Here is a 24,852-nt window from a genome sequence, read left to right on the forward strand (position 1 = left end):
CCGGCCGAATGGTGAAAGGGAGTCGAAAGGCAGACTCCCGCCGCGCCCCCGACTTCAGGCCGACCTCTGCCCGACCTGGATGCGCCAGCCGTCGAGAAGCGTGTCCGGATCGCCCGCGACGTTGCTCGGCACGCCATCCATCAACCGCCGGTCGAAGCGCGGGTTCAGGTTGAACAGCTGCGACAGCGCCTCGTCGATCACCCGGATCTCCCCGCCCTCGCGCTGCGCCTCGCCGATCTGGATCGGCGTGAGCAGCGTCTTCTGGTTCTCCTCGGACATGCCCCAGAGCGTGGCGGTGGCGGGGTCGCCGCCGTCGACCGTGACGAAGATGGGGGTGGGCTTGCCGGACGTGGGGGGCGGCGTCGTAGGCGTCGACGGGGGTGTCGATGTGGGCGGGGACGTCGGCGTGTTCCGCGAGGGGCTCGAGGATGGCGTAGGGGACGGCGTCGTGGATGGCTTCGCGGAAGTCGATGCGGACGCCCCCGGTGAAGGCGTCGTGGTGTTGGCGGGCGTTGGCGTGACGGTCGGTGCGGGCGTGCCCGGCTTCTGCTCGAACAGCCCGGTGAAGCCGTTCCACACCATCTTCACCACGCTGTCCGACTTCTTCTGGTCACTGCCCGCGATGGCCTTGTACAGCGCGGTGGCCGCCGGCACGAGCGCGATCGCCCCCACGGCGGACCACTTGAGGGCCTTGGTGAGCCTCGGCGCCGCGCCGTTGCGCAACGCCGGGACCTGCTGGAGCCCGACCCATGCGAGCGTCAGCCCGCCCTGTGCGAAGGCGCCATAGGCCAGCACCTCCGGTCCCGCCTCCATCAGGCCCATGCCTACCGCCGTCGCGCGCGCCGCGCTCAGCACGCCCGCGAAATCGCGGTGCTTGTTCCACTTGTCCTTTTCCTTCTTCGTCGCCGCCTGCGTTTCCTTCAGGTCCGGGTTTTCGTTGAGGTATTCCTCCACCGACTTGTTCTGTGCCTTGGCGCCGTTGCTGATCTTCAGATCGATGGTCGCCAGCTTGTCCACCTTGTTGTTGTAGATGTAGTTCGCGCCCAGCGTCCCGATCGAGAGCGAGTCGGCGAAATTCCCGGCGTCCGTCTTCCAGCTCCCCCCCGCGTTCAGCGGCTTGAAGAAGACGCCCGCGAAGGTGTTCATGCTCACGGCGATGGTTGCGCGACGGCTGACCAACCCGATGCGCGTGTTGGGCGAATTGGTGCTGCCGCCCAGGCCCTCGGCCGCCTGCGGATCGACGCCCTTCTCGCCCTTGAACATCGCTATCAGCTTGGTGTAGAGCGCGTCGTGGGCTTCGCGCATGGCGGCGCGCTGGCCGACCGAGTCGTTGAACTTCGCGAGCACCTCGGGAAACTCCCGCAACAGCCGTGCCTGCGGCGAGTCGTCGGGATGAGAGGCATCGGCCGCGCGCTGCAGTTCGTCGGCGCTCATCCGGTCGATGCGAACCAGCAGCTCGTCGCGGATCTTCGACCTGCTCTGCCCATGGAACTCGCCTGCGGCATCGGCCTGCTGCCGGCCGAGGAAATCGCGCAGTCCCGCAACGCCCTTGAGGTAGCCCGACGGAGCCAGGGCCAGGGCGCTGTCGTCGGTCGGCCGGATCGTGTGCAGCTGGAAGTCCTTGCCCGAGGGACCGCCCGGCACGGCCTCGCGCGCCTGGGCGAATTTCTCCCCGAGGGTCGTCACCTCGTCCACCTTGCCGCGCAGGGAGTCGGCCTTGGCGGAGTCCATGATCTTGTCGCCGCGCCAGCCGGAGCCGGCGATCACCTTGTTGACCAGCTTCTCGGCCGTAGCCCGGTCGCCACGCGTGGCGGCGGCCATCGATTCCTTCATGCGCTGCGACGCATTGAGATAGGCCGCGCGACCGAAGCTCGACAGCGGATAGCTCAGGTAGCCCGCCGTCTTGCCGCCGGCCCACTCGGCCGGAAACGCGACGACCGGCTTGATCGCCTCGAAGACGACGCGCGTGCCCCCGGCGATCAGGGACATCCCCTTGGCCCGGATCAATGCGTCCTTGGGCTGCTCGGAGAGCAGGCCCTTCGTGCCCTGCTTCCACGTCGGCACGCCCGTGGTCGCCGCCAGCGTGGCAGCGTCGCGTGCGTTGGGTATGCCGACCGGCATCACCTGCCCTTCGCCGTCGACGTGGAGCGCACCGACGATCTCGCTCGCACCGACCTTGCGGCGCGCTCCGAGCGGCAGCTTGTCGGGGTCGGGCTTCACGCGCTGCACCCAGCCTCCGCCATCGCGCGCCGCGGCCGTGCTGGCATCGGCGAAGTTGTCGAACGTCCTGCGGTTGGGCGCGCGCATGCCGGCCTGGTTGCCGTAGAAGGTGTCGCGTGGGCCCAGCCTGGTGACGACGAAGCGCTCGCTCGAGCCCGGGGCCGGGTCGGCCATCAGCGAGCTCGTCACTGCCGCTTCGTCAATCGAAGGCTGCAGGGGTGCGACACCTGAATCGGGGTCCGCCGCAAGTTGCTGCCTGCGCACCAGGCCGTTGGCATGGTTGGCCACGTTTTCCCACTTGCGGCCCGCGCCATGCGTGGTGGGCGCCAGCGGCGTTCCATCGGCGTCGAAGCCCGGCTTCGCACCACCTGCCGGCGTCCCGGCGATCAGCTCCTGAGGGCCGTGCGCAGGCGCCTCGTCGGGCGATGCGGCCAGGAAGCGCGCCAGCCGGGGCCCCGAAAGCACGGTCCGGTCCACCGGGGAGCTGCCTCCTTCATGCGTCACCATCACCTTGACGTCGGAGGCCTCGAAGCGCTCGACCTGCCGGCCCGCCTGCGCGTCGATCAGTTCGGTGCGACCGCCGCGCCGCAGGAAGTTCACCACGTGCGACTCCGCCCCGGACGCGCCCATGACGACGAATCCGCGCGATCCGTCCGCGAGATTCGACAGGCTTCCCAATGCATCGGCCGCGCTTCCGTGCGAGGTCAGGGGCGCGTCGCCGTAGAGCGCCAGCAACTGGCTCCAGCTCTTGGGGCCCGAAGGCACGGCTTGCATCGCCACGCCCGGGGCGCTCAGGACGCGATCGAGCGTGACGGCACTGTTGACGCAGTTCGCGTCGGAGCCGGTGGGATTGATGTCCGCCGCGATCGGCTCGGCCTTGCCGTGGACGATGCGCCAGGGTGTGCCGCCCTGGCCCTGGCGCTGGCGTTCCGCCGCGGCGCGCTGCGGCGAACGGGTGAACGGCGCATTCGCCGCACTGTTTCCATCGGCATCGGCCCTGATGCGTTGCGTCTCCTGCGGCCTGCGCACCGAGACCGGAACCGCTCCCGGCTCGGCATCGGCGGCGCCACCGCCGGAACGGCGCAGCACCAGCGGGATCACGGCGGCCACCGCCGCATCGCCCGTTTCGGCAGGGGCAGGAGGCGCTCCGTCGGGATGCAGCAGGGTCACGTTGTCCGGCAGCGGCTCTCCTGCGCGGGGCAACTGGGCCGCGGGCGATTCCCGGAAGGACTGCAGCGGATCGTCGGCGGCCACCACGGGCGGGGCCTCATCCGATACGCTCGTGCTGCGCTTGGTACCTGGCGCCTGGACGGTGTCCATCACGGCCGGAGAAGCTTCGGTCGTGCGGCCCGCTGGGGCGGTTGCCTGCGGGCTGCGCAGGTCGTTCACCATCGGCTTCACCGCATTGTGAATGCGCGAGTAGCCACGCGCGAACACCGGCGAAGCGAAGCCCGCCACGTTCAGGCCCAGCATGCCCAGTTGCTTGTTGCGCTCGGCAGGCGTCATCCGGTCCCAGTTGTCGACCAGATAGCGAGCACCTTCCTCGAAGGCCACGGCGCTGCCCACCCCGAGCGGCTTGGCCGCGGCAGCCGCGGGCTTTCCCCAGACCTCGGAACTCTGGGCATAGCGCTTGTAGTCGGTCAGGTGCTTCGCGGCGCCGGACACATCGCCTGCCTCTCGTGCAGCCATTGCCTCCTTGAGCGCCGTGCGTGCGCGCATCGCCTGCATGGTCGCCCGCGTGGAAACGCCGATGACAGGCACGCTGACCGCCGACAGGCCGAGATTCATCCAGTCCATCCGCGCCTGCGCACTGGTCAGTGGATTGATGTCCTGCCCATGCTCCGCCTGCCGGATCAGGCTCTCGGTCGAAGTCGCGACCCCGTAGCCCGCCGCCAGCACCGCCGCCGACCCCGCGATCAGCATCGCGCCGGGAGCTGACAGCGTGCCCATCGACCCGACGGTGAGCACCACGCCCGCCACCAGGCCGACCACGCCGGCCACCACGTCCAGGTGACCGACGCGGCGAACTTCCTCCCATGTGCTTTCCGTGCGCGCATCGCCGCTGAAAAGCTTGACGTTGCCGTCCTGGTCGAGCGAGAACTTGCCGTCTTCCGCCGTGACGAGATCGACGCCCTGCACCGGCAGGTTGTTGTTGGCGCGGTAGTCGCTCAGGTCGTCGTAGTCCCAGCCCTGCTCGTCGACGAGGCGCGACTTGCCGGGCCCGGTCTCGACCTTGAAGATCGCGGTCTTCACGATGCCGCCCTTGTCGCCCTCCAGCCCGTAGACCACCGGCAGCACCATGACCCTGGCCTTGTCGCCGCCCTGCTTGACGAGGGCGTCCACCGTCTTGTCGAGCACGGCCTTCTGGTCCTTGCCGAGGTGGGTGAAGAGGCTTCGCGTCTGCTGCAGCCGGTCGTTGTTGGCGGGCGTGGCGGGGTCCAGCTCCACGTCGGGCTTCCAGCCGAGGCCGGTGGCGACGATGTTCTCCAGATGGGTGCGGTTCTGCACCTGCGTGAAGTCGCCGCCGTATTGCACGTAGTGGCTGTTGATGATCGACTGCGCCATGAGCTTCGGATCGCGCATGAACAGCTTGTAGAGCTCCGCGCCGTTGTCGTGCTGGTCGGGCCTCAGGTTCTGGGCGATGAAGTCCTGCTCGCGCGAAAGGGCTCCCTGGGAGGCGCCGGCCGCCAGGTAGCGCTGGGCGACGTCGACCTTGCCCCTGGCGTCCTGCAGCTTGTTCCAGGTGGTGCTGCTGGTCTCGGCCAGCGAGGGATTGGCGCTCTTCCACTTGTCGTGGGCCGCCTGCGCGGCATCGAGGTCCCGCTTCGTGCTGTCGGAATAGAAGGTGTTGCGCGACGACAGCCATTTGTCGCGCAGGTCGACCACCTTGGCGCGGGCATCGCTCTCCATCTCCGACGGCGGCTTGACGTAGGACATGTTCATGCGCCCGGCACGCTCGTTCGATTCGAAGAGCTGGCGCGTGCGCTGCGCGTCCTGCCAGAGCATCACCGCATCGACGGCCGCCTGCTCGTTCCGGGCGATAGTGACGCGCGCCTTGGCATCGTCCAGGTCGTTCTTCAGCTGGGTGCGGTCGCCGGTGGCGTTGTCATAGGCGGCCTGCGCCTTGTCGAGTGCGGCGCCGGCGTCGCCGACGCCCTTGTCCACATCCTTCTTGCGCTGCGTCATGTCGTCGCCCATGCGCAGATCGGGCACCGGCTTGCCGTCGGGGCCCATGACGGGCTTGGCATCGGGCGCGGTGGGTGCCTCTTCCCGCCGCTCGCCGATCAGCTTCTCCACGGCGCCGCGTTCGGCGCGGGCCTTGGCCAGCGCGCCATCGCCGTTCTCCGAGGTCGCCCACAGCCGCGCCGTGGCGGGGTTCATCTTGTAGTCGCCCTCGAGCACCACGAAGTTGCGCATGTCGCCATTGCGCTGCGACTTCTGCCAGCCGACGACCTCCGAGTTCTTCTTGATGTGGACGGTGTAGCCGCCGCCGCACGGATTGAAGCGCACCTCGATGTCGTCGGGCGAGAGGCCGCGCGGCAGGCCTTCGGCGCTCACCTTGCCGTCGGCGCCGGGCTTGAGATTCCAGGTCGGGTCGTAGTTCTTCGGATAGATGTCGCCGGTCGTCGACTTGCCGTCGTGCATGAACATCGACAGCTGCGGCTTGGCGAAGGTGGTCCTGTCGTACTCGTTGCGCGCGGCGTACCAGTCGCGCTCGGCATCGATCAGGCCGAGCTGGCTCTTGTAGTCGCGCCGGGCGAGATCGATCGCGTCGAGTTCCTTCTGTGCCTTCTGGCGCTCGGCCGCCGTGGCGGTGCTGCCGGGGGCGTTGAGCTTGTCGACCTCCGCGGCCTTGGCGTCGTAGTCCTTCTGCGCCTGCGGCAGCTGCACGTCGCGCATCTTCTTCTCGTCGTCGGGCGAGAGCCTGGGCTTCGTCTCGTCGTCCTTGCGCTGCAGGTCGCGCGCGGTATCGCGCAGCTGCTGCAGCCGCTGCGCGTCCACCGGCTTGCCCGCGGCCTGGTCTCGCTCGGCGGTGCGCAGTTCCTGCATGGCCTTCAGCGCATTGAACTCGGCCTGGGCGGTGCGCTGCTTCTCGAGCGCGGCGCCCAGGTCCTGCGGCGAAGCTTTCTGCACCGCGTCGTTGGCATCGATGAGCCGCTGGTTGATCGCGTCCGCGTTGTCCACGTAGCGCCCCGCATCCACCTTCGGCCCCTTGCCGTCGGCACCGCCGATCAGGTCTTCCTTGAGCTTGTCCAGTGCGGAGGCCGTGGCGGCGGTGTTCTTCCCGGCCGCATCCTTCTTGTCCTTCGCCGCCCATAGCCGGGCCGTGACGGGGTCGAGCTCGGTCTTCCTGTCGCCGTCGACGTAGAAGTACTTGCCGTCGATGGGCTTTACCTTCTCGCCTTCCTTTGTGTCGGGACGCGCCCAGAACGCCGGGTCGTAGCCCTCGGCCTTGACTTCCCTGGTGGTCTGCTTGTCGCCATCGCGCTCGGTCACGGTGTAGGTGCCGGGTCGCTGCAGCGACTGCGCCTTCCAGGCGCTTTCGGCATCGGTGTATTCGATCTTCGCGCCGCTCGCGTCGACGGCAGCCTGCGCGTCGTCGCTCACGGCATGCATGTAGCGCTGGCCGTCCTGCGCTTCGCGCAGCGCCGTCTCGGCCTCCTTGATCTTCTCGGGCTTGCCGCCGGCCACGGCGAGGTCGTACCGGGTGCTGAGGTCTTTCACCTCGGCATCCGCCGCGCGCGCGTTGTAGTCGGCGTTCACCGCGCCGACCACGTTCTTCTTCGGGTTGGTCGGGTCCGACGCATCGCTGGTGCCGAAAGCCTTGACCAGTCCGTCCAGCCGGGTGTCGGCCTCGTTCGCGATGCCGCGCAGCCGCTGCGCCTCGGCCTTGGCGTCCTGCTTGGCGGTGATGATGGTGTCGTTGCCGCCAGGGCCGTCGCCGAAGCTCGCGGCACGCGCCTCGGCCTTGGTTGCTGCCGCCTCGGCATCGCGAGCCTCGGTGCGCGCGTCGGCCACCTGCTTCTTTCCTGCCTGGCCGACGTCGTACTGCTCGGCGCGCAACTGCCGCACCGCGGGGGCCTCGGCCTTCACGCCATCGCGGGCCTTGCCGACGTATTCGCCCATCTTCTGCGGCTCGAAGACGCCGCCCTCGTCGACGGCCTTGTTGAGCCGGGCGGCTTCCTGGTCGATGGCCGCGTTCGGATCCTTCCCTTCGGCCTGTGCCTTCAGGCCCGCGTTGCGCAGGTCGTTCTGGGCCGATTCGAGCCAGTCGTTCATGGACGTGTTGAGCGCGGCCTTCTGCTCGGGCGTGCCGTCGCCACCGGCTGCCTGCGCGCCAAACACGGGCTTGGCGGCGTTCTGTGCCTTCTCCAGCAGATCCTGCGTGGCCTTGCCCGACGGCGCCTGTTCTGCGCCCGGCTGCGCGGCCGGGGCCTCGTACAGGGCGACGGTCTTCTTCGCGGCATCGACCTCGCTCTGTGCCGCCCGCGTCGCCTCCGAGGGGTTCTTCGGTGCGCGGCTCTGGCGCACATCATCCAGCTTGCTCTGCGCGAGGGTCGATTCCTTGTCGCCGAGGTTGGAGGCCGCTTCCTTCTTCAACGCATCGAGTTCGTCGGCCTTGGCCTGAGCTCGCGCCTTCTGCGCCTCGGCCTGGTCGGCTTCGGCCTTGCTCTGCGCGGCCTTGGCCTCGGCCGCTTCGGCGGCCTTCCTCTGTTCTTCCGCCTTCTTTCGCGCCTCCTCTGCAAGGCGCCTGGCCTCGGCCGCCTTGCGCGCGGCTTCTTCCGCGAGCCGGCGCGCCTCGGCCTCGGCGGCGCGGCGCTGCTCTTCGGCGGCACGCGCGGCCGCGGCCTGGTCGATGGCGGCCTGGGACGCGCCCGAGGATGAAACAGCAGCTGCGACCATGGAACCTCCGGAAATGATCGGTTTCAGACAGGAATCGAAAAAGACAGGCGCCCGGCCCCGGCTTCATCCGTGGCCCTGCGCCCAGCGCAGAAGCGTGGCCACCGGGGCGTACAGCGAGCGCGGAATCGGCTGGTCCACCGGCACCTCCGCATAGATGCGCTCGGCCAGCGAGGGATCGAACTCCATCGGCACCAGGCCCTCGCCGGCGAAGCGCCGGATCTGCGCGGCGACCTCGCCCTCGCCGCGCGCGATCACGCGCGGCAGGTCCGTCTCGCCGAGGTATTGCAGGGCGACGGCCGTGCGGGCCGAATGGATCACCGCCGAGGCCATGCGCACGCGGTCGCCCAGGCTCGCGTAGACCGCCTCGAAGTGCGCGGAGCGGCGGCGCGACTGGTTGATCGGATCGCCCTCGACTTCCTTGTATTCCTGGCGAATCTCGTCGATCGACATGCGCTGCTGCTTCATGAATTCGTAGTGCTCGTGGGCATAGTCCACCGCGGCCATGAGCGCGTAGATGACCACCGCCCAGCCGAACGCCACGAGCACCATGTGCGCCGCGGCGGTCATGATGGCGGCCGGGTTGGCATACCCCAGCTTGAGCGAGGTATCGACGAAGCCGCGCACCACCACGAACATCAGGCCCGCGAGCAGCATCGTCTTCACGGTCATCTTCAGCAGGTTGATGAGGTTGCGGGTGGAAAAGATGCGCTGCAGCCCCTGCGCCGGGTTCATGCGGTTCACGTCGGGCTTGAGCCGCTCCCACGCCGCCACGCCTCCCACCTGGGCCAGGGAACCCGCGATGCCGGCCACGGCGGCGATGGCCATGACGGGCAGCGTGCCCCACGCCAGCGCCTCGCCCGTGTGCAGCAGCAGCTCGGCGAAGCGGTCTTCGGGCTGCGTCAGCAGGCTGGTGCTCGTGGCGTGAAGCCAGAGTTCGCGCAGGAGGCTGTAGAGGGCTCCGCCGCCCAGCCACATGCAGACCACGACCACGGCGAACACGGCGGTCGAGGCCACGTCGGTGCTGAACACCACTTCGCCGCGCTTGCGCGCATCGCGCAGCCGCTTGGGGGTTGGGTCCTGGTCTTTCTCCGCCATGTGCCTGATGGAGCTAAAGCGTGGCGCGCAGGAAATCGAGCACGCCGTTCTCGGGCCGCAGGAATTCCTGCAGCGACTCGTACACGAAGAACACGAACAGCAGCATCATCAGGTGCGCCAGCAGGCTCTTGAGCGGCTGCGAGAACACGAACACGTTGAGCTGCGGTGCCACGCGGCTGACGAGGCCCATGCCCAGCTCCACCAGCAGCAGCACGAAGATCACCGGCGAGGCGAGCTTGACGATCCACAGGAACAGCGTGTCGCCCTGGCGAATCGCGAACTGCTCGATCACCAGGCCCAGGTTCGGAAAGAACGAGGCCACGGGCCAGAGCCGGTAGGAATCGACGATCACGCCCAGCATCGCGAGCAGCCCGCCGGCCGAGACGAACAGCGTGATCACCATCCAGCCCAGGAACTCGCCCGTGGGTCCGTTCTCGTGGCCCGCCACGGGGTCGAAGAACGATGCGTTGCTGGAGCCGGTCTGGAAGTCGATCAGGTCGCCCACGCTCTGCACCGCCCAGATGAAGATGCCGAAGCCCAGGCCCAGCAGCAGGCCGATGAAGGCTTCCTTGCTTGCGATCAGCACCCAGGTGCCGATGGAGGCCTGGGGCATGTCCCCCGCCACGGGCGACATGAACAGCGCGAGCAGCAGCAGCAGGCCGTTGCGCACGGTGCCGGTGATCATGCCGCCCGAAAGAAAGGGCACCACCGCGAAGATCGCGAACAGCCGCGGCAGGGTGAGCACCACGGACGAGAAGAACCTCTCGAGGCTGGCCAGTTCGATGGAGGAAGCATCCATGGGCAATCCGTCTTTTCCCGTGCCGCCTAGACCGGGCGTCGCGCGGCCCATGCCTGCGAAGTCGCTTCCTCGATCGCCTCGTCGTGCCGGAGCTCCCGCAGGCGCTGCTGCTCGCTGCGTGCGCGCTGCTGCATCTGCTGCGCCTTCTCGACATCGCCGCTGGCGGCCCGCAGCTTCCGGCGGCTGGCATCGAGCGTGCTTTCGCGCAGCGCGTGGGCCTGCCCGGCCTGCGCGGCGAGCTGGCCCGCCTCTGCGATCCGTGCATCGAGCGCGGCGCTCCAGGCGCCGGCGTGCCGGAGTTGCGCGACGCTGCATTCCCCATGCGACAGCGCGCCGGTGGTCGCCTGCCAGTGCGCGGCCTTGTTCTGCACCTGCTGCTGCTGCCACGCCTGGGCCTGCTGCAGCTCGGCGCGGCTCTGTTCGGCGGCGGCACGGTCGCGCGCGACGACCCCCATGGCCACCGTCTTCTGGCGCTCGCGCACGCCGATCAGCAGCTTCCAGTCGACGCCGCTCATCGCGCGAGCTCCCCTTGCCCGCCGAAGTGCTGCAGCTGCTGCACCGATTGCACATAGGGCAGGCTCGCATCCGGCGGCTGCGACAGGAAGTCGAGCATCGCGGGCCGCGCGCCGATCGCCTCGTCTGCGAGCGCGTCGCTGCCGGCCTTGTATTCGCCGATCTGCACGAGCAGTTCCATCTCCTGGTACTTGGCCAGCAGGCCGCGAAAGTGCGCCGCCGCCGCGCGGTGCTCGCGCGAGGTCACCAGCGGCATCACGCGGCTGATGCTCGCGAGCACGTCGATCGCCGGATAACGGTTGGCCGCCGCGACCTTGCGCGACAGCACGATGTGGCCGTCGAGGATGGAACGCACTTCCTCGGCAATCGGGTCGCTCTCCTCGTCGCCCTCGGTCAGCACCGAGTAGACGGCGGTGATGGAGCCGGTCCTGCCCTGCCCCGCGCGCTCCAGCAGCTGCGGCAGCATCGAGAAGATCGAGGGCGGATAGCTGCGCCGCGTGGGCGGCTCGCCGCTCGCCAGGCCGATCTCGCGCTGGGCGCGCGCGAAGCGCGTGAGCGAGTCGACCAGCAAGAGCACCTTCTTTCCCTGGTCGCGGAAATGCTCGGCGATGGTGGTGGCCGCATAGGCCGACTTGATGCGCTCCATCGGCGGCCGGTCGGAGGTGGAGACCACCATCACCGTCTTCGCCAGGCCCTCGGCGCCGAGGTTGTGCTCGATGAATTCCTTCACCTCGCGCCCGCGCTCGCCGATCAGCGCGATCACGTTCACGTCGGCCGTTGCGCCGCGCGCGAGCATGCCCAGCAGGGTGCTCTTGCCCACGCCCGGCGGCGCGAACACGCCCACGCGCTGTCCTTCGCCGAGCGTGAGGAGGCTGTCGACCGCGCGGATGCCGGTGGCCAGCGGCGCGTCGATCATCCGGCGCGCCAGCGGGCTCACGGGTTCGCGATGCACCGGCAGCAGCGCGCGGGTCTTGAGCGGCCCCTTCTCGTCGATGGGCTGGCCCAGCGCGTCGAGCACGCGCCCGAGCAGGCCCGCGCCGACGGGGCAGACATGGCCGCGTCCCGTAGGCAGCACTTCGGTCAGCGCGGAGATGCCGGTGATCGGCCCGAGCGGCGTGAGGATGGCCGTGTTGTCGCGAAAGCCCACCACCTCGGCCAGCAGCGGCGGCTCGCCCGGCGTGACCAGCTCGCACAGCTCGCCCACGTGGGCCTGGATGCCCGATGCATCGATCAGCATGCCCACCGCCTTGCTGACGCGCCCGCGGATCGTCGCGGGCGTGACGCGGCCCAGTGCCTGCTCGAGCTCGGCGACGATGCCGAGCGCCGCGTCGGACACCGGGTTCACGAACTTCCCTCCGCGCTCTCGGTGAGGCCGCTGCGCTCCACCGCGCGGCGGAATGCCTCGAGCTGCGCCTCCACGCCGATGTCCAGCACGCCGGACGCCGTCTGCAGCACGCAGGCGCCGACGGGCAGCGCCGCATCGGCCACGAAATGCACTGTCATGCCCCAGTTGGCCTCGCTGCGCAGCCGCGCGATCACCCCGCGCAGGATCGCCTCCTGCGCGGGCGCCACGCGCACGGTGATGAAGGGTTCCTGGCGGATCAGGGTATCGACGCGCAGCAGCGCGGCCTCGAACAGCGCCGCGGGATCCGCGTCGGCAATGAACTGCCCCACCGCCTTGACGACGATCTGCGCCATGGACGCGCGCAGGGCATGCAGCTGGCGCTCGGCGGCCATGGTGTCGGTCACCAGCTGGGTCGCGTACTCCGCCTTGGCACGCCGCAGGCCCTCTTCGTAGCCCTGCTTGCGGCCGGCCTCGGCATCCTGCGTGGCCTGCTGCACGATGCGGCGCGCCTCGCGCCGGGCGGTATCGACCACGGTCGATGCGTCGAGCAGCGCCGCGTATTCGTGTTCCTTCAAAACCTTGCGCTCGCTCAGGAGCTGCAGGTTCTCGGTGGTGATCAGAAAAGCCAATCCCATTGGGGCAGTCTTTCGGGAACGATGCACGAGAGCATCAGTTCGTTGAGTTGCAGGAGCTGGCGCCGCTGCAGCGACGGCGCGCCGAGCACCGAGATGCGGCGCGGGAGCTTGTGTCCGAGGCGGCGGCGAACCACATCGCCTTCGGCCGCCGCCGTAGCGAGCAGCAGCCGGTAGCCCCGGTCGACAGCGACCCGGCCGGCGGAAAGCGGTCGCTGCTGAAGCGCGGCGTTGTCCATGCGCAGCTCGGTGAGCTGCGGCACGCGCTCGAGCAGGAAGTCCACGGCGTCTGCATCGAAGCGGCGGGCCTGGCGACGGATCTGCGCCCCCGCCGCGCCGCGCAGCCGGAACAGCGGCAGGTGCACGCAGAAGCCCAGATAGGCCGCGAGCCGGCGCAGTGCGGCGGCGTCGAGCAGCGCCACGCGCTTGAGGCGGGCGTCGAAGTTGTAGTCGGCCGCGCCGCTCGCCGGCCCCTGGCCGCGCCGCAGCTGGCCGGCAAGCACCGCGCGGCCCGCCTCTCCCAGCCGCGCCGGGATGCGGTGGCGCGCAGGCCAGTCGGCGGGAAGCCAGCTCGGGTGCAGGTCGATCTCGGGATGCAGGTTGAAGCGCACCACCAGGCGCACGAGGTCCATCGGGCCGGTTCCGGCCTGCGGGATCTCGCGGACGATGGAAGGCGATGCCGGCATTGCGGATCAGCGCCTGAACACCTGGCGGCGCGTCCAGTTGCGCCAGTCCACGCCCTGCCTGCGCAACAGCGCCGGCAGCACCATCAGGCAGACGGCAGCCAGCAGCAGCAGGCCCAGCAGCACCATCGCGGTCGAGGCCGGGAACAGGCCCAGCACCATCGGCCGCTCCCTGGCACCACCCGCAAGGGCGGCCGCCGACGCCACCGGGCGGCGTGCCTCGAAGAGGGACAGGGACACCTGGTCGTGCGTCAGCCCCTCGATGCTGTGCGCCACCATCTCCTTCACGGCCGGAGCCAGGAGGCGGATGTCCACATCGGGCCGGTGCTTGATGAACACCGCGGCCGACGACGGCCGCATCTTCTCGCTCAGCGGATCGTTGGCCGGAATCACCACGTGCACGCGCGCGGACACCACGCCGTCCACGTTGCGCAGCGTCTGCGACAGCTCCTGCGAGACCGCATAGATGTAGCGCATGCGTTCCTCGGAGGGCGTGGACACCAGGCCCTGCTTCTGGAACACCTCGCCCATGGTGGCGAAGCGCTCGTGGGGCAGGCCCTGGGCGCGAAGCACGTCGAGCGCGGTGCCCATGCGGCTTTCGTCCACCTCGACCTGCCAGTTGTTGCCCTCCACGCGGCTCTTGCCCGCCTCGATGCCTTCGGCCGACAGCGCGGCGACGATCTCGTTGGCCTCCTGCTCGTTGAGGTTGGAGTAGAGGCCGACCTTGCAGCCGCCCAGTGCCATCAGCAGGGCCAGCGCCGCGAGCCAGCGGCTGCGACGCGGATTGAATGAAAGGGTGCGGGACAGCAGGTTCACGGCATCCTCATTGCTGGTTCTTCAGCAGGGTGCCGAACAGGCTGGTGGCCGCGCTCGCCAGGCCCGTGGAAATGTGCATCTTCGCGAACATCATGTGGGCCTCCATCGCGTGGTCGGTCATCGCGAACATGGTCTTGATGGGGTCGGACATGTCGATCGACTCGAGCATGCTGTGGCGCATCTCCTCGTAGGAGCGCACGTTGCCCGAGAACTGCGACGCGAGGGCCTTGGCCGCGTCGCCCAGCGCGCTGGGGGCCGCCACCGAGGACGGCGGCGCCTGCACGCCCTGCATCATGTTGGCGAACATCCGGGTCTCGCCCGGATCGAGGCGCGAAGGGGCTCCGGCCTGCTGCTGCGCGGCGGGCCCGGATACGCCGGCCGGCTGCGCGCCTGCCGCGACGAGCGCGGTGGGATCGGTCATGGTTCACCTCTTTCGGGGGTCCTTGGAGAAAAGGACCGCGCGATGCACCCCGGGGGCACCGCGCGGACCTGCTTACGAGGACTTGGCCGACTGGCGGATGTCGTTGCCGGTGGACTTGGCCACCTCGCCGCCGGCGGCGCTCGCACCGTTGACCGTGTGCGCGGTGGAAGCCGCGCCCTGGATGCTGGTGGAGGCGGCCATGCTGGCCGACATCAGCCTGGCGTTGTCTGCCGCGGCCTGGTTCATCTGCTGGATAGAGCTGTCAACTGCGCCTGCCATGTGTATCTCCTGGTCAAAAAAGGATGATTTACGAGGGTTGAAGCGCTCCGTCCCGGCGGGACGGAGCCATTCCACGCGGCGCACGGATGTGGCGCCGAATGAAATCCGGGGTGCGCGCGAGAGGGGTGTTGCCTGTGGCCATGCCCTCACCTCCCGCGCCTGTTGTTGTTGTCGGGCACGCCGCCGCTCAGGACCAGCCCGTCGGCGTCGATGCGCTTGAGTTCGGCGCCGGAGCGCAGCACCGAGCCTTCGTAGTACCGGCTGCCGTTGGACAGCTGGATGTGGCGCAGGCCGTTGCCGTCCTCGGTGATGCTCACCATGCGCGCCGGCAGCACGCTCTGCCAGCCGTCCCACTGCGTGCGCAGGTCGGTCTCCTTGGGCTCGGCCGCGGGCTTCTCGCGGTACTGCACCTTGTCGGAGACAAGCACCGAGGGATGCAGGTCTTCGCTGAGCCTGCGGATCTTCTGGCGCACCGCGGCGTCTTCCACCGTGCCGCTGAGCACCAGGCGGCCCTGCCCGGTGTAGGCGACCGCCACGCCGGGGTCGCCCACGTAGCGGCGGGCCTGCTCCACCATGTCCTCGGCCGAATGCACGTTGACGCTGACCTGGCTGCCGAAGGGCTCCATCGCCTGCTGCAGGGCCTCGCGGCGCTGCCTCGACTCCACATAGCCCTTCACGCCGAGCCGGCCGCCCTGCGCGGCCACCACTTCCACTTCCGGGAACGGCACGAGCGCCTTCTCAACCGCGGCCAGGTCCACGCGGCCGGTGCGCCGCGCGCTGGCGCCGGCATCGCCGAGCGACACGGCCGCCAGGCCGACGAGCGCCAGCAGGGCCATCACCCCGCCCGCCCAGTAGCCCAGGCGCCGCGACGAGGCCCCCGACGGAATCGGCTGCGCGCCACCGGCGGGCTGCGCCTCGTGGTCCGGGGCGAACATGCGGTCCTCACGCACCTGGGCCGCGTAGCTGCGGTCGAGCTGGAAGTCGATCTGGCCCAGGCTCACGACGTCGCCCGCGACCACGCTCCTGCGCGGCTGCCGCATGTCCTCGCCGTTGAGGCGTGCCGAGGCCGTGCCCAGGCGCTGCATCGACACCACCAGCTCGCCGACGGTGAACGCCAGGTGGCGCGGCAGCACGTCGCCGCCCGGCAGCATCACTTCGCAGTCGCCGCCCGAACCGAGCACATTGAGCCCGGGCTTGAGCGCGATGGTGCGCCCCTTCACCGCGCCGCTGAGGAAGCGCAGGCACCAGCCGTCGCCGAGCGCCGCCCGCGCCGGCTCGGCTGCGGCCTGCTCTTCGCCGTCGATGGAGATGTCGTCCGTCTCTTGCACGCTCAGCCTCCCACTTCCGGCAAGGGCAGCGTCGGCACGTTCGCCGTGGCGCCGGGCAGCACCAGGCGCGGCGTCAGCAGGTAGAAGCGCTCCATGTTGGACTGCTTCTTCTCGGTCGAACGGAAGAGTCCGCCGACGCCCGGAATGTCCTTGAGCAGCGGCACGCCAGTGACGGCATTGCTCTTCTCCTCGGACGAGTAGCCGGCGATGAGAAGGCTCGCGCCCTCCTCGACAAGCGCCTGCGTGTTGACGGTGCGGCGCCGCACGATCGGAATCTTGTCGACCGACATCGGGCTGAGGTCGCCGTCGACGATGTCGATGGACATCATCACGCCGCGGGAGGCCTTCTCGTCGATGACCAGCGGCGTCACCCGCACGGCGGTGCCGGCCGTGATGCTGAACAGGCCCGCATCCTGGAAGCCGTCCACGCGCACGTAGAACTCGCTGAGGTTCTCCAGCACGGCCTCGGTGTTGTCCAGCGTCATCACCTTGGGGCGGGCCACGAAGTTCGCGTTGCCGTTGGTGGCCAGCGCGGTCACGCGGGCCAGCAGGTAGTTGCGCGCACTGTTGCCGATGGCCGCGGTGAACATGCCGCCCAGCGGCGTGAGCGGATTGCCCGAGCCGTCGGAGCTGCCGATCTGCCCGGCCTCGCTGCCCGTGCCGCCCCAGGTGAGCTGCCCGCGATCGCCGCGGCCCGTCTGGAAGTCGGCGTGCCGGCCATGCAGGCGCCAGTCGATGCCCAGGCTGTTGAGCGTGTCGGAGCTGATGTCCATGATGGTCACTTCGATCTCGACCAGCCGCGGGCGCACGTCCATCGACTCGATCAGCTTCGCGTACTGCGCCATCTTGTCGGGCATGTCCCGCACCAGCACCGCGTTCATGCGCGTGTCGGCCTGGAACTGGGGCAGCTCGCCCCCGGCGATATTCGCAATGCCGCCCTGCGTTGCCGCATCGCCGCCGCCGCCCGCGATCTCGACCTTGGGCGCGTTGATGGTCTCGCCGCTGCGCAGCTTGATCTGCCGGTTCGGCCCGAGCGACATGCCGCCGCTCATGCCCCGGGGGCCGCCGCTGCCCGACGGGGCATTTCCGCTGGCACGGCCATAGAGGCTGCGCAGCACGTTGGCCACGCCGGGGATGACCGTCTCCTTGCCGGAGCGGTTGATCCGGAAATCGGATGCCCAGGCGTACTTGAGCGGGAACAGCCGGATCTCCGCGCCCTCGGCCATCGCGCTCTTCTGGTCGGCCAGCTTCACCGCCTGGCGCACCATCTCGACGTAGCGGCGCGGGCCGGTCACGTACACGCTGGCGTCGCGCTCGCTGATGCTCAGCGGATAGCGTTCGTCGGAGATGTGCAGGCGCACCAGCGTCTCGGCGATGCGCCCCGCGTTCTCGGCGGCGATGGGCAGCACCTCGCTCTTCGCGTCGGAGGCCAGGTCGATGAAGAGGAAGGCGCCGTCGAAGTACCAGGTCAGCCCGTTGACCGCGCACACGCTGTTGAGCGTGGTCAACGCGGAGCCCGCGAACTTGCCGCTGATGACGCCGGCCACCTTGGAATCGATCACCGCCGTGACGTTCTGCGACGAGGCCAGCTCGCGCAGGAAATCGGCCAGGGGCTTCTCGTTGGCAACGATCTGGAACGGCCGGTTGCTCCAGCGCAGTTCGGCCGCGCGACCCTGCGGCTGCACCGCCAGCAGCACGAGCGCGGCGCAGACCCACAGCAGGAAACGGCGGTGGCAGAAGGCTTTCAGGCGCGGAGCGAGCATGTCGGGGAAGTACTTCTTCACGGCAGGGAACTCAGCGTCTGGATGGCGCGCTCGGCGAAGCGCATCACGTCGCGCCCCATCCAGCCCGCGGTGGCGATGATCGCGACCATCACGGCGATCATCCGGATCGACTGGCCGATGCTCTGGTCCTGCACCTGGGTCACGGCCTGCAGCACGGCCACCACGAGGGCCGTGAGCGTGGCCACTGCCACTACCGGCAGCGAGATCCACAGCACGAGGAGCAGGCCCTCGCGCGTGATGTCCAGGATGTTCTGCGGAGTCATGGCGTTCTTCTTGTGGTGCGCCTTCGAAGGCGATGGGAGGTTCATCGAGATCAATGGGCCTGCGGATTGGTGACCCAGCCCACCGGCTGCAGGGCCACGTCTTCGTCGACTTCCTGGTAGGACAGCACCGGCAGCAGCGGTGCCACCGGCTCGATCAGCGTCTTGATGTAGCGGCGCACGTCCGAGGACGCGATGGCCACCACGCGGGTCGCCGCCGAGCCGAGGATGCGGCGCACCTGCTCGCGGATGTCCTGCGTGACCGCCGGGCTCAGCAGCAGCAGGTTGCCGCGCGGCGAGCGCTCGATGGCGTTCTGCACGCGCTCCAGCAGGCTGGACTCGAACAGGATGGCCTCGAGCTGCCGGTTCGGCCCCACGTAGCGGCTGGTGATGTAGCGCCCGAGATCGATGCGCACCAGCTCGGTCAGCGCAATCGCGTCCTGCTCCTTGGGTGCCCAGGTTGCGAGGCACTCGAAGATCGCGTGCAGGTTGCGGATCGGAATGCCTTCCTGCAGCAGCCTGCGCAGCACCTCGGCGATGCGCTGGCCCGAAGCCACGCGCGACACCTCGGCCGCGAGCTCGGGCGCATCGCGTTGTACCGAATGCAGCAGGCGCTGCACTTCCTGCAGGCCGATGAGCTCGCGCACGTTGCCGCGCACCGCGTGGTCCAGGTGCAGGCCGACCACTTCCTCGTTGTTCCAGGCCCTGAAGCCGTCCGCTTCGCCCGGAACCCAGACCACCCGCGCGAACGGGCCGAAGGGCTCCGCCACTTCGGCGCCGGCCGGCGGCGCGGCGGCCTCGGCCGGATCGAGCATCCGCCATCCGGGCCGGAGCGTGCCCTGGGTCACGGCGACGTCGTGCACGAGAACCTGATAGCCATGCTCGGCAAGGCCGTCCGCGTACGCGAGCTGCAGGCGCGGGAACACGGGGCCGAGGTCGGACTCGACCGAGGTCTTGACCCTGGCCAGATGCAGGTCGAGCGCATGGCGGTCCACGCCGCCGCGCAGGCCGCTGGACAAACGCACCGCCAGAGGCGCGGCGATGGCGTGATCGCCGTCGTCGACATCCTCACTGGCGTCGCCTTCGCGGTGCGAGATCCAGCCCGGCGTCTGGTTCTTCTTGCGCCGCATGCGCACCGCGAAGCCCAGGCCCAGAAGCACAGCCGCCAGCAGGCCGAACACCCACTTCGGAAAGCCCGGCACGATGAGGAAGCTCGCGACCGCGAGGCCCGCGATGATCAGCGCGCGCGGATGCGCCATGAGCTGCTGCCCGATCTGGCTGGCGAGCTGCGTGTCGCGGCGCTCGCCGGTGCTCACGCGCGTGATGACGATGCCGGCCGCGATCGACACCAGCAGCGACGGAATCTGCGAAACCATGCCATCGCCCACCGTGAGGATCGCGTAGCGCTGCAGCGCGCCGCTCAGGCTCATCTCGTGCATCATCGTGCCGATGGCGATACCCGCCAGGATGTTGACCAGCGCGATCACGATGCTCGCGATGGCGTCGCCCTTGACGAACTTCATGGCGCCGTCCATGGCCCCATGGAGCTGGCATTCCTGCTCCAGCATCTGGCGACGTTTCTGCGCCTGCGCGGACGACAGCACACCGGCGCGCACGTCGGCGTCGATGCTCATCTGCTTGCCCGGCATCGCATCGAGCGCGAACCGCGCAGCCACTTCGGCCACGCGCTCCGAACCCTTCGCGATCACGATGAACTGCACGATCGCGATGATCAGGAACACCACGCCGCCGACCACCACGTTGTTGCCGACGATCAGCTTGCCGAAGGTGTCGATGATGTGGCCCGCATGGGCATGCAGCAGGATCAGCTTGGTCGATGCAATGTTGAGCGCAAGGCGAAACAGCGTGGTGAACAGCAGCAGCGAAGGAAAGGTCGACAGCGACAGCGCCGACGGCACGTACATCGCCACGATCAGCAGCACGAGGCTGATGGCGAGGTTGCTCGCGATCAGCAGGTCGAGCAGCGGCGTCGGCAGCGGCAGCACGAACAACGCGACGATCACAACCAGGAGAGCCGCCAGCAGCAGGTCGTTGTAGCGGCCGGCGCTGCCCAGCAGGTCGCGCACGCCACCACGGTAGGTTGAGAAGGATCGCGGAGAACTCGCCATGGCGTCTTTGTCTTGCGGGTTTTGCGAAGCGCCGCGCGATGCAGGTCGCATCGCATTGCTTCGCTTCGTTTTCGATCGCGGGGAATCGCGTCGCGACGGACTCTATGCGCCGCCGTCCATTCGCGGCAACAACGAGTTTTCGTAGATGGCCGGCGTGTGTGGCGTGCGCGGCACTACGTGTTTGCGGACTACCTTCGCGCAACGCGTCTGGCTAAGCTGCCGGTCCCGATGCGAACTGACTCGCGTTGCTCCGAGGCATGAAGAAGGTGACAAAAAGTAGAGCCACCCGCATCCGCGTATCGAACGAAAGCGTGCATGCCGAACACAGGGGCTGACGTGGTGACGGAGCTCGACGAAGCCCGCGCATTGCCGCGTGCCGATGCCACCAGCGTGCGCGCACTGAATCGCCTGTACGGTGCGGCGCCGCTACCGGACATGGCTGTCGCGCGCGGTGCGCGCTACCGCATCCGCTGGCACCATGACGAGACCTTCGGGCACACGGCGCGCGAGAGCTTCCGCTTCAGGCTCGGCGCGCATGTCGGCCATCTCGCGGTGGACACGCCGAGCCTTCAGTCGCTGCTGGGCGAGCGCCGCATCGACCTGCTGCCGCGCGACCTGCGCTACATCCTGCTCGCCGATGCGCTGCATCCATTGGTCGACGCACTCGAGAAGGCATTGCGTCTTCACTTCGAATGGCAGCCCTCGGAAGCGGAAGCCCGCGAGGCCCATGAGCGCGGCCAGCAGGCAACGCCGCTGCATTGCGACCCCGAACGCGCCGCCTTCTTCGTCGCGATGCCCCTCGAAGGCAGCGCCGTGCTGCGAGGCTTCGTGCAGTTCGAGGACGCCGTCACGCTGGACACGCTGCTGCCGGCGGCCACCGGCTCGCGCCACAAGGCTCATGCGGACGATGCCTTCGACGCGCTGCGCCTGCCTGTGAGCTTTCGCCTCGGCAGCACGCCGATCCGGTTGCGCGAGGTCGGCAGCATCCGTCCGGGCGACATCGTCGGCATCGAACAGTGGAGTTCCTCGGGGGCCGCCATCGTGGTGACGGCCGAGCTCGGGGGCCCTGCGGGGCGACATCTTTCCGCCTTTGCCGAAGGCTCGCGCATCACCATCCAGCAATCCAGAGACAGTGCCATGAAGCCAGACACACCTGCCCTCGCGAGCGATGCCGCGGACAACGCCAACCTGCCGATAGACCGGCTCGACGCTCTGGAGGTCACGCTGCGCTTCGAGGTCGGCGACCTCTCGGTGTCGCTGGGCGAACTCAAGAGCATTCGCGCCGGCCATGTCTTCGACCTGGGCCATCCGCTCAACCGAAGCCCGGTGCGCATCCTTGCGCACGGCAACGTGCTGGGCAAGGGCTATCTCGTCGCGGTGGGCGATCGTCTGGGCGTGCGCGTGTCGGAGTTCGCGCCGGGCGAAGTCTGAGGGGCAGCCCCGCACCCGGGCCACATCCATGCAAGGCGGACTCCCCGAACCCCTCACGCTGGTCGCGCTGATCGTCGCATTCGGCATCGCGCCGTTCGTGGCGCTGATGGTGACGAGCTACACCAAGCTGGTCATCGTGTTCGGCCTGCTGCGCACTGCGCTGGGCCTTCAGCAGACGCCGCCCAACATGGTGCTCAACGGCATCGCGATCATCCTGTCCGTCTACATCATGGCGCCGGTGGGCATGGACATCGGCGACGCATTGCGCGGTCGCAGCTTCGGCGCCAAGGGCGAAGGGCTCGGCGACATCATGGCCGTCGTCGACGCGGCCAAGGCACCGGTGAAGGAGTTCCTGCAGAAGCACACGCACGAGCGCGAGCGGCAGTTCTTCCTGAAGTCGGCAGCCAACATCTGGCCGAAGGCGCGTGCCGAGCAGCTCAGGGACGACGACTTCATGGTGCTGGTGCCGAGCTTCACGCTCAGCGAACTGACGCGCGCCTTCCAGATCGGCTTCATCATCTATCTCGTGTTCGTCGTGGTCGACCTGATCGTCGCCACGGTATTGCTGGCGCTGGGCATGTCGATGATCTCGCCCACCACCATTTCGCTGCCGTTCAAGCTGCTGCTGTTCGTGATGCTGGACGGCTGGACCCGGCTGGTGCACGGGCTGGTGCTGTCGTACCGTTGAAGTGATCGGGGGCGTCGGCCCGAAGAGCGTCTTCCACGCCATCGGCATCGGGTGAGCGGGCGAGCCCGTTCACCGGTGCTTCGTTCGGCTTCCACGCGGGATGCGGAAGCCCGAATCCCTACAGGGCTTGCAGCCCTTCCACCCCCCTATCTCCCCGCCCGAGCCTTCATTTCCATCCCGGATAGGCCCGGGAATACCCTCTGACGCCCTCAGGTCTTCTTGCCTACATTTCTTGCATGCAAGACACGGCATCTCTTGCATGCAAAACCCAGACAAGACAGACAGGAGACATCCTCATGCCCCGCTTCGCCAAGTCGCTTTTCGGTCAGGTGGTCATCGCGCTGGTGCTCGGCGTGCTCGTGGGGCTGGTCGCTCCCGAGTACGCCGCCAAGCTCAAGCCGCTCGGTGACGGATTCATCAAGCTGATCAAGATGATCATCCCGGTGCTGGTGTTCTGCGTGGTGGTGCATGGCATCGCCGGCGCGGGAGATCTCCGGCGCGTGGGCCGGGTGGGCGTGAAGTCGCTCATCTACTTCGAGGTGCTGACCACCATCGCGCTGGCGATGGGCCTGGTGCTGGCCTTCGTGTTCCAGCCCGGCGCGGGCATGAACGTCGACCCGTCCAAGCTCGACCCGGCCGCGATGAGCGCCTACGCGTCGAACGCCGACAAGCTCACGAGCGGCGGCACGGTCGAGTTCCTGATGAAGCTCATTCCGACCACGGTGGTGAACGCCTTCGCCACCGGCGACGTGCTGCAGGTGCTGCTGTTCGCGGTGCTCTTCGGCTGCGCGCTCACGCTGCTGGGCGAGCGCGGCAAGCCGGTGGCCGCGGTGATCGACGCAACCTCGCTGGTGCTCTTCAAGATCATGGGCATCATCATCAAGCTCGCGCCGCTGGGCGTGCTGGGCGCCATCGCGTTCACGGTGGGGCAATACGGCATCGGCTCGCTCAAGCAGCTGGGCATGCTGGTGGCGCTCTTCTACGGCGCGGTGCTGGTTTTCGTGTTCGTGGTGCTGGGGGCGGTGATGCGCATGTCGGGCTTCAGCCTGATCAAGCTGCTGCGCTACCTGCGCGAAGAGCTCACCATCGTCTTCGCCACCACCTCGTCTGACAGCGTGCTGCCGCAGGTCATGGCCAAGCTGCGCCGCATGGGCATCCGCGACTCGACGGTCGGCCTCGTCATTCCCACGGGCTACTCGTTCAACCTCGACGCCTTCTCGATCTACATCACGCTGGCGGCCGTGTTCATTGCGCAGGCCACCAACACGCCGATCTCGATGGCAGACCTGCTGACGATCCTGGCGATCGCGCTGGTCACCTCCAAGGGCGCACACGGCGTGCCGGGCTCGGCCATCGTGGTGCTGGCGGCCACGCTGCACGCCATTCCGGCTATTCCCGCCATCGGGCTCGTGCTGGTGCTGTCGGTCGACTGGTTCATGGGCATCGCCCGCGCGCTGGGCAACCTGATCGGCAACTGCGTGGCGACCGTGGCCATCGCCGCCTGGGAAGGCGACATCGACCGCGAACGCGCCCATGCGGTGCTCGACGGCAACTATTCTCCCGATGACGAGCCGCTGGCAGAAACCGAGGCCGCGCCAGTGCCCGTGGTAAACACCGCAAGCCACTGAAAGAGAAAAGCGAAAGCACCCGGACCACCGACATGCCCACCCCCGACGTCAGCCCCACCGTCATTGCCGAACGCGTCGTCGAGGCCATCCTCGCGCAGAAGCTCGCACCGGGCGAGCGGCTCGGCGAGCAGGCGCTGGCCGAGAACTTCTCGGTGAGCCGCACGATGGTGCGCGAAGCGCTGATGCAGCTGCAGGCGCGCGGCTTCGTCGAAGTGCAGTCGCGCCGCGGCTGGTACGTGGTGGAGCCCTCTGCGGAGGAAGCGCGCGATGCCTTCTCGGCCCGACGCATCGTGGAGGCCGGCATCCTCGAGGCCAGCGAAGGCCGGCCGCTCGCGAAGGTGATCCGCAAGCTGCGCGACCACATCGCCGACGAACAACGCGCCATCGAGGGCGCCGACGCCGCGACGCGCGCCTTCCTGCTGGCCGACTTCCATGTCTGCCTGGCCGAGCAGATGGGGCACCAGCTGCTGGTCGACGTGCTGCGCGACCTCACGGCGCGCACCACGCTGGCGGCCACGCTCTACCAGTCGAAGCACGAGGCCGGGCAGTCTTGTGCGGAGCACGAGGCGATCGTCGCGGCGCTCGAAGCTGGGGACACGGCTGGGGCGCGGCAGCTGATGCTGGAGCACATTGGCAATGTCGAACGCGCACTGGAGGTGGATGCAGCCGCGGAGCAGGATGCGCCGAGCAGGCTCAAGGCCACGCTGGCGCCGGTGGCGCTGCCGCGGGCGCGGCGCTGAGGCTGTGCATTAATTCCGCGCAGCGCTATCGAATTGGCAGCACCCGGCGCAATACCGGCGCGCACATCAGGCGAATCGGCCACCCAAAACTACCGCGGCGCACAAGGGCGCACCCGCTGACACGGCCGTGGGTTCCGGCTCGGCTACAGTCCGAGAC

18 protein-coding genes are annotated in these 24,852 nt (G+C 68.7%); 4 read left to right on the plus strand and 14 right to left on the minus strand.

The features are described 5' to 3' along the window. Positions 1–54: 54 nt before the first annotated feature. From SFB74_RS24425 to sctV, 14 genes are all read right to left on the minus strand, one after another. Positions 55–8,124, minus strand: a complete 8,070-nt coding sequence (locus SFB74_RS24425; RefSeq protein ID WP_432726910.1) for a DUF4781 domain-containing protein — start codon at positions 8,122–8,124, stop codon at positions 55–57. Between the two features lie 63 nt (positions 8,125–8,187). Then, positions 8,188–9,219, minus strand: a complete 1,032-nt coding sequence (locus SFB74_RS24430; RefSeq protein WP_432726911.1) for an EscU/YscU/HrcU family type III secretion system export apparatus switch protein — start codon at positions 9,217–9,219, stop codon at positions 8,188–8,190. A 13-nt stretch (positions 9,220–9,232) separates the two neighbouring features. Continuing rightward, complete coding sequence (gene sctT / locus SFB74_RS24435; protein WP_432726912.1) at positions 9,233–10,018, minus strand: type III secretion system export apparatus subunit SctT; 786 nt, start codon at positions 10,016–10,018, stop codon at positions 9,233–9,235. Between the two features lie 26 nt (positions 10,019–10,044). Then, complete coding sequence (locus SFB74_RS24440) at positions 10,045–10,533, minus strand: serine kinase (protein ID WP_432726913.1); 489 nt, start codon at positions 10,531–10,533, stop codon at positions 10,045–10,047. Then, a complete protein-coding gene (locus SFB74_RS24445) occupies positions 10,530–11,876 on the minus strand; it encodes a FliI/YscN family ATPase (RefSeq protein WP_432726914.1) in 1,347 nt (448 codons plus the stop codon). The genes SFB74_RS24440 and SFB74_RS24445 overlap by 4 nt, the downstream gene beginning before the upstream one ends. Beyond that, entirely contained in the window at positions 11,873–12,511 is a 639-nt protein-coding gene (gene sctL, locus SFB74_RS24450; protein ID WP_432726915.1) for a type III secretion system stator protein SctL, read from the minus strand. The genes SFB74_RS24445 and sctL overlap by 4 nt, the downstream gene beginning before the upstream one ends. Next, positions 12,493–13,194 carry a type III secretion system protein gene (locus tag SFB74_RS24455; protein WP_432726917.1) on the minus strand — a complete coding sequence of 234 codons (702 nt, stop codon included), beginning with the start codon at positions 13,192–13,194 and terminating at the stop codon, positions 12,493–12,495. The genes sctL and SFB74_RS24455 overlap by 19 nt, the downstream gene beginning before the upstream one ends. A gap of 6 nt (positions 13,195–13,200) precedes the next feature. Continuing rightward, positions 13,201–14,007 carry a type III secretion system inner membrane ring lipoprotein SctJ gene (sctJ, locus tag SFB74_RS24460; protein ID WP_432726918.1) on the minus strand — a complete coding sequence of 269 codons (807 nt, stop codon included), beginning with the start codon at positions 14,005–14,007 and terminating at the stop codon, positions 13,201–13,203. 7 nt (positions 14,008–14,014) lie between these two features. Next, on the minus strand, positions 14,015–14,428 hold the full coding sequence (locus SFB74_RS24465; protein WP_432726919.1) for a hypothetical protein: 414 nt from the start codon (positions 14,426–14,428) through the stop codon (positions 14,015–14,017). Positions 14,429–14,500: 72 nt separating this feature from the next. Next, a complete protein-coding gene (locus SFB74_RS24470; protein ID WP_021004014.1) occupies positions 14,501–14,707 on the minus strand; it encodes a hypothetical protein in 207 nt (68 codons plus the stop codon). A 146-nt stretch (positions 14,708–14,853) separates the two neighbouring features. Next, on the minus strand, positions 14,854–16,035 hold the full coding sequence (locus SFB74_RS24475; RefSeq protein WP_432726921.1) for an FHA domain-containing protein: 1,182 nt from the start codon (positions 16,033–16,035) through the stop codon (positions 14,854–14,856). A gap of 2 nt (positions 16,036–16,037) precedes the next feature. Next, a complete protein-coding gene (sctC, locus tag SFB74_RS24480) occupies positions 16,038–17,819 on the minus strand; it encodes a type III secretion system outer membrane ring subunit SctC (protein ID WP_432726922.1) in 1,782 nt (593 codons plus the stop codon). After that, a complete protein-coding gene (sctS, locus tag SFB74_RS24485) occupies positions 17,816–18,082 on the minus strand; it encodes a type III secretion system export apparatus subunit SctS (protein WP_432726923.1) in 267 nt (88 codons plus the stop codon). Before sctS ends, sctC begins: the two co-directional genes overlap by 4 nt. A gap of 50 nt (positions 18,083–18,132) precedes the next feature. After that, the gene (gene sctV / locus SFB74_RS24490; protein ID WP_432726924.1) at positions 18,133–20,208 is read right to left on the minus strand and encodes a type III secretion system export apparatus subunit SctV; all 2,076 of its coding nucleotides are present in this window, start codon (positions 20,206–20,208) and stop codon (positions 18,133–18,135) included. A 315-nt stretch (positions 20,209–20,523) separates the two neighbouring features. Between sctV and sctQ the strand changes: the two genes are divergently transcribed. The 4 genes from sctQ to SFB74_RS24510 all read left to right on the plus strand — a co-directional run bounded on the left by sctQ (position 20,524) and on the right by SFB74_RS24510 (position 24,695). Further along, the gene (sctQ, locus tag SFB74_RS24495) at positions 20,524–21,639 is read left to right on the plus strand and encodes a type III secretion system cytoplasmic ring protein SctQ (RefSeq protein WP_432726926.1); all 1,116 of its coding nucleotides are present in this window, start codon (positions 20,524–20,526) and stop codon (positions 21,637–21,639) included. A 28-nt stretch (positions 21,640–21,667) separates the two neighbouring features. Next, positions 21,668–22,327, plus strand: coding sequence for a type III secretion system export apparatus subunit SctR (gene sctR / locus SFB74_RS24500; RefSeq protein WP_432726927.1), 660 nt, complete (start codon positions 21,668–21,670; stop codon positions 22,325–22,327). 296 nt (positions 22,328–22,623) lie between these two features. Then, on the plus strand, positions 22,624–23,955 hold the full coding sequence (locus SFB74_RS24505) for a C4-dicarboxylate transporter DctA (RefSeq protein WP_432726928.1): 1,332 nt from the start codon (positions 22,624–22,626) through the stop codon (positions 23,953–23,955). 32 nt (positions 23,956–23,987) lie between these two features. Beyond that, positions 23,988–24,695 (plus strand): GntR family transcriptional regulator, encoded by a 708-nt coding sequence (locus tag SFB74_RS24510; RefSeq protein WP_432726929.1) that lies wholly within the window; start codon positions 23,988–23,990, stop codon positions 24,693–24,695. Positions 24,696–24,852: the final 157 nt, after the last annotated feature.

Source organism: Variovorax xiamenensis (genome assembly GCF_050916385.1).
Classification (GTDB): Bacteria; Pseudomonadota; Gammaproteobacteria; order Burkholderiales; family Burkholderiaceae_C; genus Variovorax.

What these genes read in the sequence shown, in the direction of transcription:
- SFB74_RS24425 (WP_432726910.1), bottom strand. Translation starts at nt 8,124, where the DNA reads ATGGTCGCAGCTGCTGTTTCATCCTCGGGCGCGTCCCAGGCCGCCATC.
- SFB74_RS24430 (WP_432726911.1), bottom strand. Translation starts at nt 9,219, where the DNA reads ATGGCGGAGAAAGACCAGGACCCAACCCCCAAGCGGCTGCGCGATGCG.
- sctT (WP_432726912.1), bottom strand. Translation starts at nt 10,018, where the DNA reads ATGGATGCTTCCTCCATCGAACTGGCCAGCCTCGAGAGGTTCTTCTCG.
- SFB74_RS24440 (WP_432726913.1), bottom strand. Translation starts at nt 10,533, where the DNA reads ATGAGCGGCGTCGACTGGAAGCTGCTGATCGGCGTGCGCGAGCGCCAG.
- sctL (WP_432726915.1), bottom strand. Translation starts at nt 12,511, where the DNA reads ATGGGATTGGCTTTTCTGATCACCACCGAGAACCTGCAGCTCCTGAGC.
- SFB74_RS24455 (WP_432726917.1), bottom strand. Translation starts at nt 13,194, where the DNA reads ATGCCGGCATCGCCTTCCATCGTCCGCGAGATCCCGCAGGCCGGAACC.
- SFB74_RS24465 (WP_432726919.1), bottom strand. Translation starts at nt 14,428, where the DNA reads ATGACCGATCCCACCGCGCTCGTCGCGGCAGGCGCGCAGCCGGCCGGC.
- SFB74_RS24470 (WP_021004014.1), bottom strand. Translation starts at nt 14,707, where the DNA reads ATGGCAGGCGCAGTTGACAGCTCTATCCAGCAGATGAACCAGGCCGCG.
- sctS (WP_432726923.1), bottom strand. Translation starts at nt 18,082, where the DNA reads ATGACTCCGCAGAACATCCTGGACATCACGCGCGAGGGCCTGCTCCTC.
- sctV (WP_432726924.1), bottom strand. Translation starts at nt 20,208, where the DNA reads ATGGCGAGTTCTCCGCGATCCTTCTCAACCTACCGTGGTGGCGTGCGC.
- sctQ (WP_432726926.1), top strand. Translation starts at nt 20,524, where the DNA reads ATGCCGAACACAGGGGCTGACGTGGTGACGGAGCTCGACGAAGCCCGC.
- sctR (WP_432726927.1), top strand. Translation starts at nt 21,668, where the DNA reads ATGCAAGGCGGACTCCCCGAACCCCTCACGCTGGTCGCGCTGATCGTC.
- SFB74_RS24505 (WP_432726928.1), top strand. Translation starts at nt 22,624, where the DNA reads ATGCCCCGCTTCGCCAAGTCGCTTTTCGGTCAGGTGGTCATCGCGCTG.
- SFB74_RS24510 (WP_432726929.1), top strand. Translation starts at nt 23,988, where the DNA reads ATGCCCACCCCCGACGTCAGCCCCACCGTCATTGCCGAACGCGTCGTC.